Source organism: Brachybacterium sp. P6-10-X1, assembly GCF_001969445.1.
Lineage (GTDB): Bacteria > Actinomycetota > Actinomycetes > Actinomycetales > Dermabacteraceae > Brachybacterium.
Genome location: NZ_CP017297.1, coordinates 1,817,716 through 1,833,867, shown reverse-complemented (window position 1 = coordinate 1,833,867; position 16,152 = coordinate 1,817,716). Strand labels below are relative to the sequence as shown.

Here is a 16,152-nt window from a genome sequence, read left to right as displayed (position 1 = left end):
CGACCGGTGTGCAAGGACTGAGTATTCATCGAATGCGGAACTCGGCCCCCGGTCCTCCGGAGGCGAGAGATTGGGGAGGCATGGCGAAGAAGGACGGCGTGATCGAGGTCGAGGGTCGAGTCGTGGAGGCGCTCGCGAACGCGCGTTTCCGGGTCGAGCTCGACAACGGGCACATGGTGCTCGCGCACATCTCCGGGAAGATGCGCCAGCACTACATCCGCATCCTTCCCGAGGACCGCGTGGTCGTCGAGCTGAGCCCCTACGATCTCGACCGGGGCCGCATCGTGTACCGCTACAAGTGATCGTCCCGGGAGAAGGAAAGCTATGAAGGTCAAGCCGAGCGTCAAGCCGATCTGTGACAGCTGCAAGGTGATCCGTCGCCACGCGCGCGTCATGGTCATCTGCTCGAACCCCCGTCACAAGCAGCGCCAGGGCTGAACGGATCCGTCCGTCCCGGCACCCGCCGTGACAGCCGCTTACGAGGCGGCGCGCCCCACACGGGCACCGTCCGATCCGTCGGACACACAACAGAAGAGTCGACACCACCGGCCGCCAGGCCGGCCACCCGCAGCGCGGAGGCTGCGGCGTCCCGGGAACAGACCCGAGGGCGGGGTGTCGGATCAGGCCTCCGAGACAGTAGGAGAATCTGCACATGGCACGTCTGGTGGGAGTGGACCTTCCGCGCGAGAAGCGCCTCGAAGTCGCCCTGACGTACATCTTCGGCATGGGCCGTACCCGTGCGCTCGAGACCCTGGCCGCGACCGGCGTCCCCGGTGACAAGCGAGTGCGCGAGCTGACGGACGAGGAGCTCGTCCAGCTGCGCGACCACATCGAGGAGAACTACCGCACCGAGGGCGATCTGCGCCGCGAGGTCGCCGCTGACATCCGTCGCAAGGTCGAGATCGGCAGCTACCAGGGCCTGCGCCACCGTCGCGGCCTGCCGGTCCACGGTCAGCGCACGAAGACCAACGCGCGCACCCGCAAGGGTCCCAAGCGCACCGTCGCCGGCAAGAAGAAGACCCGCTGATCCACGGCGACAGCCGTCGGACCGCAGGAGTCTTCGGACCCGCAGTCACTTCGCGCCGCTGAGGGATCCGGCGCACCCCACACCCACCAGAGGAGTTCCGCCGTATGGCAACCAAGACCCGTCAGGCCGCTGCGCGCAAGCCGCGCCGCAAGGACAAGAAGAACATCGTCAACGGCCAGGCACACATCAAGAGCACGTTCAACAACACGATCGTGTCGATCACGGACCCGACCGGTGCCGTCATCTCCTGGGCCTCCGCCGGGCAGGTCGGCTTCAAGGGCTCGCGCAAGTCGACCCCGTACGCCGCCCAGATGGCCGCCGAGGCCGCCGCGCGCCAGGCGCAGGACCACGGCATGAAGAAGGTCGACGTCTTCGTGAAGGGCCCGGGCTCCGGCCGCGAGACCGCGATCCGCTCGCTGACGGCGACCGGCCTCGAGGTCGGCTCGATCCAGGACGTCACCCCGCAGCCGCACAACGGCACCCGTCCGGCCAAGCGCCGCCGCGTCTGATCGTGCCGGCCGCGACCGGGGCCCCTGCCCCGCCGGTCGCGGCCGATCCCCGCGTCGACGGGCCGCGTCGCCCGTGGCGCCCCTGGACACCACTCACCCTCTAGGCCCACCGCCCCCTTCTGAGCGTCATATGGCGGACGCTCGCAGAAAGGATCCACAGTGCTCATTGCACAGCGCCCCACGCTGACCGAAGAGGTCGTGTCGGACACCCGGTCCCGGTTCGTCATCGAGCCGCTCGAGCCGGGCTTCGGCTACACCCTCGGCAACTCTCTGCGCCGCACCCTGCTGTCCTCCATCCCCGGTGCCGCGGTCACCTCGATCCGCATCGACGGCGTGCTGCACGAGTTCAGCACCGTCCCCGGGGTCAAGGAGGACATCACCGAGGTCATCCTCAACGTCAAGAACCTCGTGGTCTCCTCCGAGAACGATGAGCCTGTCGTGATGTACCTGCGCCGCGAGGAGGCCGGTCACGTGACCGCGGCCGACATCACCCCGCCCGCGGGGGTGGAGATCCACAACCCGGACCTCCACATCGCGACCCTCAACGAGAAGGGCCGGCTGGAGATCGAGCTGATCGTCGAGCGCGGTCGCGGCTATGTCTCGGCCGCCCAGAACAAGGGCGTCGACGGCGAGATCGGTCGGGTCCCCGTCGATTCGATCTACTCGCCCGTGCTCAAGGTGACCTACAAGGTCGAGGCGACCCGTGTCGAGCAGCGCACCGACTTCGACAAGCTGATCGTCGACGTCGAGACCAAGCCGGCCATCTCCCCGCGCGACGCGCTGGCCTCGGCCGGCAAGACGCTGGTGGAGCTGTTCGGGCTGGCCCACGAGCTGAACCAGGAGGCGGAGGGGATCGAGATCGGCCCGTCGCCGACCGACCAGGCGCTGGCTGCCGATCTGGCGCTGCCGATCAACGACCTCAACCTCACGGTGCGGTCGTACAACTGCCTCATGCGCGAGGGTGTGCACACCGTCGGTGAGCTGACCGCCCGTTCCGAGGCCGATCTGCTCGACATCCGCAACTTCGGGCAGAAGTCCATCGACGAGGTCAAGGCCAAGCTCGCCGATCTCGGACTGTCGCTGAAGGATTCCCCGGCCGGGTTCGACCCGTCGGCCATCGAGTCCTACTCCGACGACTTCGGCGACCAGTACTGACCTACATTTTCTTCAAGGAGAACGACCATGCCTGCACCCACCAAGGGCGCGCGCCTCGGGGGATCCCCCGCACATGAGCGGATGATCCTCTCGGGGCTCGCCACCGAGCTGTTCCGCCACAAGGCGATCACCACGACGGAGACCAAGGCCAAGCGCCTGCGTCCCTACGCGGAGCGTCTGGTCACCTTCGCCAAGAAGGGGGACCTCTCCTCCCGTCGTCGCGTGATGCGCACGATCCGTGACCGCGGCGTCGTGTACTCGCTGTTCGAGGAGATCGCCCCGACCTTCTCGGACCGTCCCGGCGGCTACACCCGCATCACCAAGGTGGCCCCCCGCAAGGGCGACAACGCCCCGATGGCGGTCATCGAGCTGGTCCAGGAGGAGTACTCCCCGAAGCAGGCCGTGGTGAAGGAGGCCGAGGGCGCCGCCAAGGGCGCTTCGAAGGCCGACGCCGCCGCTGCCGCGGAGGAGACCGTCGTCGACGAGACCGCGGCCCAGGACCCGGCGGAGGGCTCCGAGGAGACCATCGCGACGGACGTCGAGGACAAGCTCGAGGACGACGACAAGGCCTGAGCCGAGTCGCGCGCACGCGCTTCAGCACGACGAGGGCGGGCCACCGGGAGAGATCCCGGTGGCCCGCCCTCGTCGTGCGTCCGGACGGCGAAGCTCGGGCGGGTGCGCCCGCCCCGGTGCCGGACGGCGGCCCGGTGGGTCGACCCACTGCGGTCCGTGGCCGACCGGAAGGGGCCGCGGTCGGACCCCGGCCCGGGCCCCGACTGCGGCCGGCGGCCGCTCAGCCGAAGTAGCGCGGGAGGGTGCCCTCGCGCAGCTCGCGCAGGGCCCCGATCCCGAGGCCCTCGAGGCCGGCGATCGCGAGCTCCGCGCCGCCGGTGGTGCCCAGACGCAGCGCCGGGACGCCGTGGGCGGCCGCCGAGGCCAGCAGTGCCTGCTCCGTGGCCGCCGGCACGGACACCAGGGCCCGGCCCTGGGACTCGGAGAACAGCGCGGTGAACAGATCCACGCCGTCGCGGTCGGTCAGACCGGCGAGGTCCACCGAGGCGCCGGTGCCGAAACGGGTGACGGCCTCGACGAGGGCCTGCACCAGACCGCCCTCGGACAGGTCATGGGCGGCGGAGACGAGGTCGTCGGTGCTCGCCCCGATCAACACCTCGGCCAGAGCGGCCTCGGCGGCGAGATCGACCTGCGGGGGCAGTCCGCCGAGGTGGTCATGGGCCACCTGGGCCCAGGCCGAGCCGGAGAGCTCCTCGCGGGTGGTCCCCAGCAGGATCACGGACTCGCCGTCGGCCTGCCAGCCCGAGGGCAGGCGGGTCGAGACGTCGTCGAACACGCCGAGCACGCCGACGACGGGGGTGGGGTGGATGGCGGAGTCGATCCGACCGGGTTCGCCGGTGGAGTTGTACAGGGAGACGTTGCCGCCGGTGACCGGAACCCCGAGCGTCTCGCAGGCCTCGGCGAGGCCGCCGATCGCCTCGACCAGCTGCCACATGGGGCCCGGGTCCTCGGGGGAGCCGAAGTTCAGGCAGTCCGTGACCGCCAGCGGGCGGGCGCCGGCGGTGGCGACGTTGCGGTAGGCCTCCGCGAGCGCGAGCTGGGCGCCGGTGCGCGGATCGAGCTTGGTGTAGCGGCCGTTGGCGTCGGTCGCGAGGGCCACCCCGCGGCCGGTGGTCTCGTCGATCCGCAGGACGCCCGCGTCGTCGGGCATCGCCAGCGCCGTGTTGCCGCCCACGTAGCGGTCGTACTGGTCGGTGACCCAGCCCTTCGACGCCAGGTTCGGCGAGCTGATCAGCTCACGGATCGCGTGGCCGATCTGCTCGGGGCCCTCGGGGCGGGGCAGGACCTCGGCCCGATCGGCCTGCAGCGCGTCCTGCCAGTCGGGCCGTGCGTAGGGGCGGTCGTAGACGGGACTGTCGACGGCGACGGTGGCGGGATCGACGTCGACGATGCGGTGGCCGTGGTGGTCGATGGTCAGCCGTCCGTCGCCGGTGACCTCGCCGATCACCGCGGCCTCGACGTCCCACTTCGCCACGATCGCCTCGAACTCGGCCAGCTTCGCGGGGCTGACCACGGCCATCATCCGCTCCTGGGACTCGCTCATGAGGATCTCGCCGGCGGTCAGGGTGGGATCGCGCAGCAGCACCTCCTCGAGGTGGATGTGCATGCCGGAGCGGCCGTTGGCGGCCAGCTCGCTGGTCGCGCAGGAGATGCCTGCGGCCCCGAGGTCCTGGATGCCCTCGACGGTGCCGGCTGCGAACAGCTCGAGGCAGCACTCGATGAGGACCTTCTCCATGAACGGGTCGCCCACCTGGACGCTGGGGCGCTTGACGGGGCCGTCCTCCTCGAAGGTCTCCGAGGCGAGGATCGAGGCCCCGCCGATGCCGTCGCCCCCGGTGCGGGCGCCGAACAGCACGACCTTGTTGCCCGGCCCGGTGGCGGAGGCGAGGTGGATGTCCTCATGGCGCATGACGCCGATCGACAGGGCATTGACCAACGGATTGGCCTGGTAGGAGGCGTCGAAGACGGTCTCGCCGCCGATATTGGGCAAGCCGAGGGAATTGCCGTAGCCGCCGACGCCGGAGACCACTCCGTGGACCACGCGCGCGGTGTCGGGATGGTCGATCGCCCCGAAGCGCAGCTGGTCCATGACGGCGACGGGGCGCGCGCCCATGGAGATGATGTCGCGCACGATGCCGCCGACGCCGGTCGCGGCGCCCTGGTACGGCTCGACGTAGCTGGGGTGGTTGTGCGACTCGACCTTGAAGGTCACCGCCCAGCCGTCGCCGATGTCGACGACGCCGGCGTTCTCGCCCATGCCCACCAGCAGCTTGGCGCGCATCTCGTCGGTGGTGTGCTCGCCGAAGGTGGACAGGTGCTTCTTCGAGGACTTGTAGGAGCAGTGCTCGGACCACATCACCGAATACATGGCGAGCTCGGCGTTGGTGGGGCGGCGGCCGAGGATCTCGCGGATGTTCGCGTACTCGTCGTCCTTCAGACCGAGGTCCGCATAGGGCTGGGTCGTCCCGGGCGTGCCGGCGGCATGCTCGGTGGTGTCGACGTCCCCGGGCGCGGCGGGGGAGGAGGGGCGAGCGTCGTCAGCGGTCATCGAGGGATCGAATCCGTTCATCGCGAGGGCACGGGTGCGCGGGCGGTCGCCGGCGCCGGGATGCGGGCGCGGTGCGCCGCGGCCCCCACAGTCTACGATCGCCGCGCCCCGCCGGGCGGGACCGCCCACGTCCGGCGTGAGCGGTCCCGCCCGGGGCGGCGCGATCGGTGCGGTCCTCGCCTCCCGGGCCGCGCGGACCGCTGATGCGACCCGGTGCGGTCAGCGGCCCGCAGCCTGCTTCCGACGCTGCTTCTCGCGGTCCCGCAGGGCCTTCTCGCTGACCGGTGCGTCGGCGTCGGCCCGCTGCGCACGGAAGTATGCGGCGGCCTCCTCCTGTCGCTCGTGCTCCCCGCCCAGGGCGATCGGAGCGCGGACGTGCCCGGGACGGATGTCGAAGGCGGCGACGAGATCCAGGACGTGCGGGCGCAGCCGCCACAGGAGCCGGCGCAGATCCGCGTCGATCTGGCGACCGCGCTGCGTGGAGATCATGCCGCTGAGCAGGAACCAGGCGAGGTCGTCCTCGATGGTGCTCAGCCCGAACAGGTCGCGCACATCGGTGAGCACCGCACGGGTGCCCGCGTCCTCGAAGCGCTCGATGGCGGCGGTGAAGGCGTGCCAGCGGACCAGGTCGGCGTGGGCACGGGCGGCCTCCAGCATCTCCACCTGATGCTTGTTGACCTCCGCGGCGGCATCGGCGGGATCCATCTTCGTCGCCGAGCGCAGAGCGAGGGCGACCTCCTCGACCTTCACCCGGGCGCGATCGGCGAGCATCCCCTCCTGGAAGTCCGCCTCGCGCATGGAATCGGAGGCGCGCCGAGGGTTGCCGCGGTCGGAGAAGTCCTGGCCGAGGCGTGCCCAGGGCGTGTGACGCTTGGCGAGCACCTCGGCGCGCTGGGCGATGTAGCGGCCGATGCCGGCGCGGTCGACGTTCTTCAGCTCGGAGGTGTAGTCGCTGAGCAGGCGCTTGGCCACCAGCTGCAGCAGCACCGTGTTGTCGCCCTCGAAGGTGGCGTAGACGTCGAGGTCCTGGTGGAGGCCCACCAGCTGGTTCTCGGCGATGAAGCCGGCCCCGCCGCAGGCTTCGCGGCACTCCTGGATGGTGTCCAGCGCCAGGCGGGTGGAGGTGGGCTTGAGCGTGGCGGCGAGGGTCTCCAGGTCCTCGCGGGCCTCGGGGTCGTCCCCGCGACCGGAGAACACGTCGTCGAAGGCGTGCAGCAGCTGCTCGTGGGCGAAGGTCCCGGCATAGGTGGCGGCGAGCTTGGGCAGCAGGCGGTGCAGATGCGCCTGGTAGTCCATCAGCACCGTCTCCTGGGTGGGGTCGGCGGCGGTGAACTGGCGGCGCTGGGTGGCGTAGGTGATCGCGATGTGCAGGGCGAGCTGGCCGGCCCGGTTCGCGGAGCCGTCCAGCGACACCCGCCCCTGGACCAGGGTGCCCAGCATGGTGAAGAAGCGGCGGCCGGGGGACTCGATCGGGGAGGTGTAGGTGCCGTCGGCGGCGACGTCGCCGTAGCGGTTGAGCAGGTTCGTGCGCGGCACCCGGACGTGATCGAAGGCCAGGCGGCCGTTGTCGATGCCGTTCAGGCCGCCCTTGGGGCCGTCGTCCTCGCTGGCCACGCCGGGCAGCAGCTCACCGTCGGCGTCGCGCACCGGGACGTAGAAGCAGTGCACGCCGTGGTCGACGCCCCGGGTGATCAGTCGGGCGAAGACCGTGGCGGCCTTCGCATGCAGCGCGGCGTTGCCCAGGAACTCCTTCCACGCAGCACGGAAGGGGGTGTTCAGCACCCACTCCTCGGTCGTCGGGTCGTAGGTCGCGGTGGTCGCCAGCGACTGCACGTCGGAGCCATGACCGATCTCCGTCATGGCGAAGGCGCCGGGGACGGCCAGGCTCATCGCGTCGGGGACCCACGCCTTCTGCTGCTCCTCGTCGCCGAGCTGGACGATGGCGGAGGTGAACAGCCCCCACTGCACGCCGGCCTTGATCTGCAGGGAGGGATCGGCGACCACCAGCTCCTCGAAGGCGGCGACGTTGGCGCCGTTGTCGTTGGGGCCGCCGAGGTGCTCGGGCAGCATCGGGTGGGAGACGTCCTCCGCGGCGAGGGTCCGCATCTGCGCGAAGGTGCGCTCGCGGTGCTCGGCGACGGTCGCGTCGAGCGGGCGGTGGAACTCGGGGCGGGCGGCGCGCTCGCGGGCGGCGCGGCGGCTCTCGGCCCAGGAACCCAGCAGGGCCTCGCTGACCGCCTCGATGTCGAGGCGGTCGCCTCCCTGGGGCGGCAGCGGGATCGGGCCGGTGGGGACGGCGGAGCTCGGCGCGGATTCGGTGGGGGCGTGATCGGTATGGGCAGTCATGCGTGCATTCCCTTCATGAGCCAGGTGACGAGTCGGGTGACGAGCTGGTCGGAGGAGATCGGGGTGGTGGGGGCGCCCTGACGGGCGGGGCCCTCCTGCGGGGCGGTGCGGTCCGCGTCGTTCTCGACGTCGGTCATCCAGGCGTCGACCGCGCTCTCGACGAAGCCGACGGCGCCGCGCGCCCAGATCCGCGGGGAGGGGACCTCGTCGGGCAGGAAGGTGGTGACGAGCCGGGAGACGGAGCCGAGGAAGTGGTTCAGCCCGTCGCTGGGCCGGGTGACGAAGCGGTAGACGCCGGGGGAGCGCTGTGCGGTCTCCACGTAGGCGCGGATCATGGCGTGCAGGCGCTCCTCGGGCTCCGGCTCGCGGCCGACTGCGGATTCGAGCGCGGCCATCTCCTCGAGCAGCTTGGTGTGCATCGCGGCCAGGATGCTGCGTCCGAGCGCCTGCTGGAGGGTCGCCTTGTCCTCGAAGTAGCGGTAGACGATCGATTTCGAGGTGCCGGAGGCCGCGGCGATGTCCTCCATCGTCACGTCGGGGCCGCTGGCGTGGATGAGATGTCGGGCCACGTCGAGCAGCTCGGCGCGCCTCTCCTCCCGGTGGCGTGCCCAGCGGGCCGATCGTCCGTCCACGGGGGCTTGCGTCGTCGCATTCACAGAACCTAGGGTATCAAGTACCGCCGGTTCTATGTAAAGTCCCGGTCGGGACCCGTCGGGAACCCACCCGATCACGGACCCGCCCGGCACCGGGGCCCGGCGCAGCCGGATCCGGTGACGACGACCCCGCTCAGACGGCGGAACCCGCAGCGACCACGAAGAGGTGCCCACAGTGACCGTTTCCGACGTTCCCAGCGATGCGCTGATCCTGGGAGGCAATCGCATCCCGTTCGCCCGCTCCGGCGGACCCTACGCCGGGATCTCCAACCAGGACATGCTGACCGCCGCGCTCGAGGGCCTCGTCGCCCGGTACGGACTGCAGGGCGCGAAGCTCGGCGAGGTCGCGGGCGGCGCGGTGCTCAAGCTCGCCGGGGACCTCAACCTCACGCGCGAGAGCGCGCTGGGCACGCCCCTGGACCCGCGCACCCCCGCGATCGACGTCTCCCGAGCCTGTGCGACCAGCCTCGAGACCGTGGTCCGGGTGTCGAACAAGATCCAGCTGGGCCAGATCGACTCCGGCATCGCCTGCGGCGTCGACTCCGCCTCGGACTCCCCGATCGAGGTCACCCCGCGCCTGCGCCGCATCCTGCACCGCGCCTTCGCCGCCAAGAGCGCGGGGCAGCGCCTCAAGGCGCTCACGGCGATCCGCCCCGCGGACCTCGCCCCGGTCCCGCCCCGCAACGGCGAACCGCGCACGGGGCTGTCGATGGGCGAGCACCAGGCGCAGACCGCCGCTCACTGGGGCGTCACCCGCCAGGCCCAGGACGAGCTGGCGCTGGCCTCGCACCAGAAGCTCGCCGCCGCCTACGACGCGGGTTTCTTCGACGACCTGGTCACCGGCTACCGCGGCCTGTCCCGGGACCAGAACCTGCGCCCCGACTCCACTCTCGAGAAGCTCGGGTCCCTGAAGCCCGTCTTCGGGGTGAGCAGCCCCGAGGTCCCCGAGCCGACGATGACCGCCGGCAACTCCACCCCGCTCAGCGACGGCGCCTCCTCGGTGCTGATGGGAAGCCGGCCGTGGGCCGACGAGCGCGGACTGACCCCGCTGGCCCGCGTGGTCGACGCACGCAGCGCCGCGGTCGACTTCGTGCACGGCGCCGAGGGCCTGCTGATGGCCCCCGCCTATGCGGTGCCCGAGCTGCTGGACGCCAACGGACTCACCCTGGGAGACCTCGACTTCTACGAGATCCATGAGGCCTTCGCCTCCACCGTGCTGGCGACCCTGTCCGCCTGGGAGTCCGAGGAGTTCTGCCGCGAGAAGCTCGGCCGCGGTGGTGCGCTGGGAGCGATCGACCGCAGCAAGCTCAACGTCACCGGCTCCTCGCTCGCGGCCGGGCACCCCTTCGCCGCGACCGGCGGGCGCATCACGGCGACCCTCGCCAAGCTGCTGCACCAGAAGGAGGTCGAGACCGGCCGGGTCCAGCGCGGCCTGATCTCCGTGTGCGCCGCCGCCGGCCAGGGCACCGTCGTCCTGCTCGAGTCCGTCGCCGACTGAGCCGGGGCGGGGACCGCCGAGTCGTCCCGGCCGGTCCGGCCCGGATCCGTTCCCGGCACCGCTGAACCGCGCGCCCGACGCCGCGCTCTCACCCGTCTCCTGGAGGTACCCATGACCGACGCCTACACCCGTTTCGTCCGTTCCGCCCCCGGCACGCTCCTCGCGAAGCAGCTCGGCCTGCCCCGCCCCGCGCCGCTGCCGCGCCGGGAGGACCGCCCCGAGCCAGTGCTCGGCCCGGTCGTCGTGCTCGGCGAGTCCGAGGGCGCGGACCAGATCGCCCGCGAGCTGCTGGACTGGGGCGCCGATGTGCGCCGCCGCTTCGAGGAGCTGCGCAGCGTCGGCACCGTGATCGCGGTGCTCGACGAGATCGCCGCCCCCGCCGACCTCAGTCGCATCCTGCTGCCGCTGGCCGGCGCCATGCGCTCGCTCGCCCCGGGATCGCGGGTGGTGACCATCTCGCGACCGGCGCGCGGCGAGGACCCGTCCCGGGACGCCGCCCGCGGCGGGGTCGAGGGGTTCCTGCGCTCGCTCGCCCATGAGATGCGCGCCGGCGGGACGGCGAACGGGATCCTCGCCGCCGACGGCGTGGGCCTGACCGCGCCCGGCGTGCTGGGCTCGCTGCGATTCCTGCTCTCGGCCCGCAGCGCCTTCGTGACCGGCCAGCTGCTGCGCGTCTCCTCGACGGCGGGTTCGACGACCGAGGACCGCGAGCACCCGCTGGCCGGGCGCACAGCCCTGGTCACCGGCGCGGCCCGCGGCATCGGGGCGGCCATCGCCCGCACCCTCGCCGACGACGGAGCCCGTCTGGTCGTGCTCGACGTGCCCGGTGCGGGCACGGAACTCTCGCGCCTGGCCAACGAGCTGCGCGCCGTGCCGATCCAGCTCGACGTCACCGCACCGGACGCGGGGCAGCGCCTGGTCGCCGCGCTGCGGGACCGGGACCTGACGCTCGACGTCGTGGTGCTGAACGCCGGCATCACGCGAGACAAGCTGTTCGCCAACATGACGGCCGAGCGCTGGGATCCGGTGCTCGCCGTGAACATCGCCAGCCAGATCAGCCTCACCGATGCCCTGATCGCGGCAGGTGAAGCAGGTGAAGCAGGTGAAGCAGGTGAAGCAGGTGAGGCAGGCGGGGCCGGCGGAGCGGGCGGCACCGGTGGGGTCCTCGGCGACCAGCCCCGGGTGATCTCGCTGGCCTCCACCAGCGGCATCGCCGGCAACCGCGGGCAGACCAACTATGCCGCCTCCAAGGCCGGGGTGATCGCCTTCGTCGACGCCCTCGCCACGCGGCTCGAGGCCCTCGGAGGCACCGCGAACGCGGTCGCCCCCGGGTTCATCGAGACCGAGATGACGGCGCGGATGCCGGCTCTGACGCGCGAGGTGGCACGCCGGGTGAACTCGCTGCAGCAGGGCGGGCTGCCCGTCGACGTCGCCGAGACGATCTCCTTCCTCGCCTCCGCGGAGGCCGGGGGCCTGCGCGGTGAGACCGTGCGGGTGTGCGGTCAGAACATGGTGGGGAAGTGAGCGCGGCGCGGAGCACGTCGGCCCCGGGCGCGACCGAGCGCGTCCGGGACCTCGCCGACGTGCCGTCGTTCCCGGCGGTGTACGCGGCCGCCCTCGACCCCCGCTCGGCCCGGCGCGGCGCCCGGCGGGGACCGACGCTGCCGAGCATCGCCTACCGGGTCCGCGACGTGCGCGTGGATGCCGCGCGAGCCCGGGACTTCGATCACCTGATGGGAGGCCCGGCCACGGACCTGGTCCACCCGGGGGTGCTGCACGTGCTGGCCTTCCCGGTCTCGCTCGCCCTGATGGCCCGTCGGGACTTCCCCTTCGCCCTGCTGGGGCTCGTGCACCTGCGCAACCAGGTGCTCCAGCACCGTCCCGTGCGGGTCGGGGAGCTGGTCGACGTCGAATGCCGCGTGCGCGACCTGCGACCTCACCGCAAGGGCCGCACCTTCGAGGCGGTCTCGACGATCCTCGGCCAGGACGGCGCGATCCTCGCGACCGACGTCTCGACCTACCTGGCCACGGGCGACGAGTCCGAGGCCGCGGCCGACGGGGACTCCCCGCAGACGGAGCGCCGTCCCCGGCAGCGCACCGCCTTCGAGGCCCCGCGGCCGACGGGTCGATGGCGGCTGGGCGCCGACACCGGACGCCGGTATGCCGCGGTCGCGGGCGACGTGAACCCGATCCACCTCTCGGGCCCGAGCGCGAAGCTCTTCGGCTTCCCCCGGGCCATCGCCCACGGGATGTACACCGCCTCGCGCGCTTTCACCGAAGCCCGCGTGGACCTCTCGCGGCCGTTGCGCTGGGACGTCACCTTCGACGCTCCGGTGACGCTGCCGGGCACCGTGCTCGTCGCCTACGACGACAGCTCCGCGGGCACGGTCCGATGCACCGGCTGGCGCGCCGGATCCGGGGACAAGGGGCCGCGGCGCTGCTTCGAGGTCGAGGTCACGACGCTGGGCTGATCGCCCGAGGGGCGTGCTCGGTGAAGTGGCTCAGGCGCCCGTCGGGCGGTCCAGGCCGTGCTCGAGCGTCGCGAGCAGGTGCTCGATCAGCGCCGGGGCCCGCACCTCGGTGAGGACGTCGACGTTCGGCGCGCGGCCCCAGCGGCCCAGCTCATCGCCCACGGTCTGGCCGCGGGTGAGGGTGCCGACCAGCTCCACGTCCACCGTGAGCGGTCGGGTGCCCGCGAAGTCGCCGGTGACCGCATGGGCGGCCACGAGCGGGTCGTGGACATGCGCCGTCCAGCCGAAGCCGTCGGCCTCGTGGAACGCGAAGTACCAGCGCAGGGCGTCGACCAGGATCCTCGCCACCGGATGCCCGGTGCGCCCGGCGAGGTCCTCGACGCGGCTCAGGGTCTCCGGGCCGAACTGCACGGTCTCGGTCGCCTCGAGGGAGCCGAGCACGGGACGCCTCGGAGCCGTCGCGAAGGCCGCGAGCACCTGCTGCGCGGCCTCGGGGTCCACCGCGATGTTCCACTCGCTGGTGGGGCCGGTGTTCCCGCGGTGGTTGATCGCCCCGCCCATGACGTGCAATCTCTTCAGCAGGCGGGGCAGCTCGGGATCGAGCTCCAGGGCCAGGGCGAGGTTCGTGTGCGGCCCCAGCACGAGGCCGACGAGCTCCCCGGGGCGCTCCCGCGCGGCGTCGACCCACAGCTGCGCCCCCTCGCGAGGATCCGCGGGACGCGTCGGCTCCGGCAGGTGCGCATGACCGAGGCCCGTCGGGCCGTGCGTGTCTCCCGCGGTCATCGGCTCCGCCACCAGCGGTGACTCCGCGCCGCGGCAGACAGGCACCTCGAGCCGCAGCAGCTCGGTGAGCACCCGGTTGTTGCGGTGGACGGCGTGGACGTCGACGTTCCCGCCGCTGGAGACCACACCGACGATCTCGGCCTCGGACCGTGCGGCGAGGTAGGTCAGGGCGATCGCGTCGTCGATACCGGTGTCGCAGTCGATCAGGACGGGCTGGCTCATGCGATCAGCGTACGGGGCGCACGGTCCGCGCCGTGCTGGTGCCGCCGCGGCGGCTGCGGGAGGATCGCGGCACGACCCGATCGCGCTCCACCGGTCCGGAGCGCCCCGGAGCAGCGCTTGACCCTCACGCGACGTCAGGCCGGAAGGTGGTCCCCATGACCGAGACGACAGGGCACGACGACCTCACCGTGGGGCGCGTCGCCGACCTGGTCGGCGTCAGCGTCCGCACCTTGCACCACTGGGACGGCATCGGCCTGGTGCGCCCCGGTGGGCGCAGCTGGTCGGGGTACCGGCTGTACGACGCGGACGACATCGCCCGGATCCACCGGGTGCTCGTCTACCGCGAGCTCGGTCTGGCGCTCGCCCAGATCGGCCGGATCCTCGATGATCCCGGCGTCGATCCGCGCGAGCACCTCCTGCGCCAGCGGACCCTCCTGCAGGAGCGGATCCGCCGGCTCGAGAAGACGGCGACCGCCGTCGACGAGATGATCGAGAGGACAGACATGACCACCGACGAGACCACCACCTCCCTGAGCCCCGAGGAGCAGGCACGCATCTTCGGCACCGACTGGGACCCCGCCTACCAGGACGAGGCCCGCGAACGGTGGGGCGGCACCGACGCGTGGAAGCAGTCCGCTGCGCGCACCCGCGACCGGGACGCACAGCAGTGGCAGGAGATCAAGGACGAGATCGACGCCCTCGAGGCGGACCTCGCCGCCGCCCTCGCGCGCGGAGTCGAGCCGGGCGGCGAGGACGCGAACGCGCTCGCCGAGCGCCATCGCGCCTCGATCGCCCGGCACTACGACTGCTCGCTCTCGCAGCAGGTCGTGCTGGGGAGGACGTACACCGAGGACCCGCGGTTCGCCGCGCACTACGACCAGCGTGCCGAGGGGCTCGCCGCATGGCTGCGCCGGGTGATCGAGGAGAACGCCCGGGCCCATGGCGTGGATCCGGAGACCGCGACCTGGGAGTGAGGGTGCCTCACCGCCGTCGTGACGACCCGTCGTTGCGGTGGTGGGGCCGCCTCGCGGCGGTCATGACGCCCCCTCATCCCCGCGGCGTCGAGCGAGGCGCCACCAGGCTGGTGCTTCCCTCGCCGCCGCGGGATCTCGGACGGGATCCACGGCGGACCCGGCGGGATCCGTCCCCGCGTGATCAGCGCTGGGCGCTGCCCTCGACCGACGGGGAGAGCTCCCCGAAAGCTTTCAGCAGCGGCGCGATGCGCTCGCCCATCTCCACCTGGGTCAGCAGCAGCCCGAGGGTGCCGTCGGGGTCGAGGTAGTAGTCCGTGCCCGCGCCGCCGGACCAGCTGGCGCGTCCCCGATGCGGTCCCTCGGTGACCACCGCCAACCCGAACCCCCAGGAGGTCTGCTCCCAGAAGCCGGGGAAGAAGGCCTCGGGGCGTTTCGCCGCCGCGGGCACCTGGTCGGAGCGCAGCATCCACAGGTGCTCGGGGCTGATCAGCTCCCCGTCGCGCAGCGCCCGCAGCAGCCGCAGGTAGTCCCCGGCGGTGGAGAGCAGCTCGCCGTGGCTCACGTCGTGGGGCGGCTCGCCGATGTGGAAGCCGCCGCCGAGCGGCTCGGCCTCGACCAGCTGCTCGCCGTCGACCTGGTAGAAGGCGGGGAGGCGGTTCGCCTTCTCCCGAGGCACGAAGTACCCGGTATCGGCCATGCCCAGCGGGTCCAGCAGGGTCTCGGCGAGATGGTCGCCGGCCGGGCCGCCGCTGATCCTCGACAGCAGGATCCCCAGCAGGCCGAAGGAGTGGTGGTAGCGCCACACCTCGCCGGGCCGACCGATCAGGGGGAGGGACGCCAGTGCGGCGATCCAATCGTCGGCCCCGAGCGGGGACGGCAGCGGGCCGGCCTCGACGCCGCGCGCTGTCATCTCCCGGGCCAGCGGGGTGTCCTCCAGGATCATGCCGACGCCGGAGGTGTTCGTCAGCAGATGGCGCACGGTGATCGGGGTCCGCAGCGCCTCGGTGTCCGTCAGCGGCGCCTCGGGGCGGGTGAGCACGCGCGGGGCGGCCAGCTCCGGCAGCCAGGTCGCCACGGGGGAGTCGAGGGCGAGCACGTCCTGCTCGACCAGGCGCAGCGCGGCGACCGTGGTGACCAGCTTGGTCATCGACTGGATGCGGAAGATCGCGTCGGCGGGCATCGGCGGGCCGCCGACGGACATCGCCCCGACGGCGACCGGCTCCGGGTCGTGGCCGTGGGCGATGACCCCGCCCGGGACGATGCCGTCGGCGACGGCGCGGGACAGCAGCTGGGCGGCGGGGGTGGTCGGCGTCGACATGCGGTCACGGTACGCAGGCCACGGCAGGGAGGGAAGAGGGCCACCGGGAGCGAGGGCCGGGGACGAGCGACCGGG

The 16,152-nt window shown here is 72.2% G+C and carries 15 protein-coding genes; 10 read left to right on the top strand and 5 right to left on the bottom strand.

Annotated features, from left to right (window positions below; genetic code table 11):
- Positions 1–80: 80 nt before the first annotated feature.
- The 6 genes from infA to rplQ all read left to right on the top strand — a co-directional run bounded on the left by infA (position 81) and on the right by rplQ (position 3,264).
- Complete coding sequence (infA, locus tag BH708_RS08385) at positions 81–302, top strand: translation initiation factor IF-1 (protein WP_076808056.1); 222 nt, start codon at positions 81–83, stop codon at positions 300–302.
- A 22-nt stretch (positions 303–324) separates the two neighbouring features.
- The gene (gene rpmJ / locus BH708_RS08380) at positions 325–438 is read left to right on the top strand and encodes a 50S ribosomal protein L36 (protein WP_076808054.1); all 114 of its coding nucleotides are present in this window, start codon (positions 325–327) and stop codon (positions 436–438) included.
- Positions 439–652: 214 nt separating this feature from the next.
- Complete coding sequence (rpsM, locus tag BH708_RS08375) at positions 653–1,027, top strand: 30S ribosomal protein S13 (RefSeq protein WP_076808052.1); 375 nt, start codon at positions 653–655, stop codon at positions 1,025–1,027.
- Positions 1,028–1,131: 104 nt separating this feature from the next.
- Positions 1,132–1,536 (top strand): 30S ribosomal protein S11, encoded by a 405-nt coding sequence (rpsK, locus tag BH708_RS08370; protein ID WP_076808050.1) that lies wholly within the window; start codon positions 1,132–1,134, stop codon positions 1,534–1,536.
- Positions 1,537–1,695: 159 nt separating this feature from the next.
- A complete protein-coding gene (locus BH708_RS08365) occupies positions 1,696–2,691 on the top strand; it encodes a DNA-directed RNA polymerase subunit alpha (RefSeq protein ID WP_076808048.1) in 996 nt (331 codons plus the stop codon).
- 27 nt (positions 2,692–2,718) lie between these two features.
- Positions 2,719–3,264: a 50S ribosomal protein L17 gene (gene rplQ, locus BH708_RS08360; protein WP_076808046.1), complete on the top strand. Its 546-nt coding sequence runs from the start codon at positions 2,719–2,721 to the stop codon at positions 3,262–3,264.
- A 220-nt stretch (positions 3,265–3,484) separates the two neighbouring features.
- On the opposite strand, the gene purL is transcribed toward rplQ, so the two are convergent.
- The 3 genes from purL to BH708_RS08345 all read right to left on the bottom strand — a co-directional run bounded on the left by purL (position 3,485) and on the right by BH708_RS08345 (position 8,814).
- Positions 3,485–5,812: a phosphoribosylformylglycinamidine synthase subunit PurL gene (purL, locus tag BH708_RS08355; RefSeq protein WP_076811008.1), complete on the bottom strand. Its 2,328-nt coding sequence runs from the start codon at positions 5,810–5,812 to the stop codon at positions 3,485–3,487.
- A gap of 219 nt (positions 5,813–6,031) precedes the next feature.
- Positions 6,032–8,158, bottom strand: coding sequence for an acyl-CoA dehydrogenase (locus BH708_RS08350; RefSeq protein ID WP_076808044.1), 2,127 nt, complete (start codon positions 8,156–8,158; stop codon positions 6,032–6,034).
- Complete coding sequence (locus BH708_RS08345; RefSeq protein WP_076808043.1) at positions 8,155–8,814, bottom strand: TetR/AcrR family transcriptional regulator; 660 nt, start codon at positions 8,812–8,814, stop codon at positions 8,155–8,157. Before BH708_RS08345 ends, BH708_RS08350 begins: the two co-directional genes overlap by 4 nt.
- 172 nt (positions 8,815–8,986) lie before the next feature.
- On the opposite strand from BH708_RS08345, the gene BH708_RS08340 reads away from it, so the two are divergent.
- The 3 genes from BH708_RS08340 (at position 8,987) to BH708_RS08330 (ending at position 12,780) form a co-directional block, all read left to right on the top strand.
- Positions 8,987–10,309 carry an acetyl-CoA C-acetyltransferase gene (locus BH708_RS08340; protein ID WP_076808041.1) on the top strand — a complete coding sequence of 441 codons (1,323 nt, stop codon included), beginning with the start codon at positions 8,987–8,989 and terminating at the stop codon, positions 10,307–10,309.
- Between the two features lie 111 nt (positions 10,310–10,420).
- Positions 10,421–11,833 (top strand): SDR family oxidoreductase, encoded by a 1,413-nt coding sequence (locus BH708_RS08335; RefSeq protein ID WP_076808039.1) that lies wholly within the window; start codon positions 10,421–10,423, stop codon positions 11,831–11,833.
- Positions 11,830–12,780 carry a MaoC/PaaZ C-terminal domain-containing protein gene (locus BH708_RS08330; protein ID WP_076808038.1) on the top strand — a complete coding sequence of 317 codons (951 nt, stop codon included), beginning with the start codon at positions 11,830–11,832 and terminating at the stop codon, positions 12,778–12,780. Before BH708_RS08335 ends, BH708_RS08330 begins: the two co-directional genes overlap by 4 nt.
- A 30-nt stretch (positions 12,781–12,810) precedes the next feature.
- On the opposite strand, the gene BH708_RS08325 is transcribed toward BH708_RS08330, so the two are convergent.
- Complete coding sequence (locus BH708_RS08325) at positions 12,811–13,785, bottom strand: nucleoside hydrolase (protein WP_076808036.1); 975 nt, start codon at positions 13,783–13,785, stop codon at positions 12,811–12,813.
- 155 nt (positions 13,786–13,940) lie between these two features.
- On the opposite strand from BH708_RS08325, the gene BH708_RS08320 reads away from it, so the two are divergent.
- Complete coding sequence (locus BH708_RS08320) at positions 13,941–14,759, top strand: MerR family transcriptional regulator (protein ID WP_076808034.1); 819 nt, start codon at positions 13,941–13,943, stop codon at positions 14,757–14,759.
- Positions 14,760–14,940: 181 nt separating this feature from the next.
- Here BH708_RS08320 and BH708_RS08315 read toward each other — a convergent pair whose 3' ends face one another.
- The gene (locus BH708_RS08315) at positions 14,941–16,077 is read right to left on the bottom strand and encodes a serine hydrolase (RefSeq protein WP_076808032.1); all 1,137 of its coding nucleotides are present in this window, start codon (positions 16,075–16,077) and stop codon (positions 14,941–14,943) included.
- Between the last annotated feature and the right edge of the window lie 75 nt (positions 16,078–16,152).

Excerpts from the sequence above, each read along its gene's own strand:
- infA (WP_076808056.1), top strand. The coding sequence starts at position 81 with ATGGCGAAGAAGGACGGCGTGATCGAGGTCGAGGGTCGAGTCGTGGAG.
- rpmJ (WP_076808054.1), top strand. The coding sequence starts at position 325 with ATGAAGGTCAAGCCGAGCGTCAAGCCGATCTGTGACAGCTGCAAGGTG.
- rpsM (WP_076808052.1), top strand. The coding sequence starts at position 653 with ATGGCACGTCTGGTGGGAGTGGACCTTCCGCGCGAGAAGCGCCTCGAA.
- rpsK (WP_076808050.1), top strand. The coding sequence starts at position 1,132 with ATGGCAACCAAGACCCGTCAGGCCGCTGCGCGCAAGCCGCGCCGCAAG.
- rplQ (WP_076808046.1), top strand. The coding sequence starts at position 2,719 with ATGCCTGCACCCACCAAGGGCGCGCGCCTCGGGGGATCCCCCGCACAT.
- purL (WP_076811008.1), bottom strand. The coding sequence starts at position 5,812 with ATGACCGCTGACGACGCTCGCCCCTCCTCCCCCGCCGCGCCCGGGGAC.
- BH708_RS08350 (WP_076808044.1), bottom strand. The coding sequence starts at position 8,158 with ATGACTGCCCATACCGATCACGCCCCCACCGAATCCGCGCCGAGCTCC.
- BH708_RS08335 (WP_076808039.1), top strand. The coding sequence starts at position 10,421 with ATGACCGACGCCTACACCCGTTTCGTCCGTTCCGCCCCCGGCACGCTC.
- BH708_RS08325 (WP_076808036.1), bottom strand. The coding sequence starts at position 13,785 with ATGAGCCAGCCCGTCCTGATCGACTGCGACACCGGTATCGACGACGCG.
- BH708_RS08320 (WP_076808034.1), top strand. The coding sequence starts at position 13,941 with ATGACCGAGACGACAGGGCACGACGACCTCACCGTGGGGCGCGTCGCC.
- BH708_RS08315 (WP_076808032.1), bottom strand. The coding sequence starts at position 16,077 with ATGTCGACGCCGACCACCCCCGCCGCCCAGCTGCTGTCCCGCGCCGTC.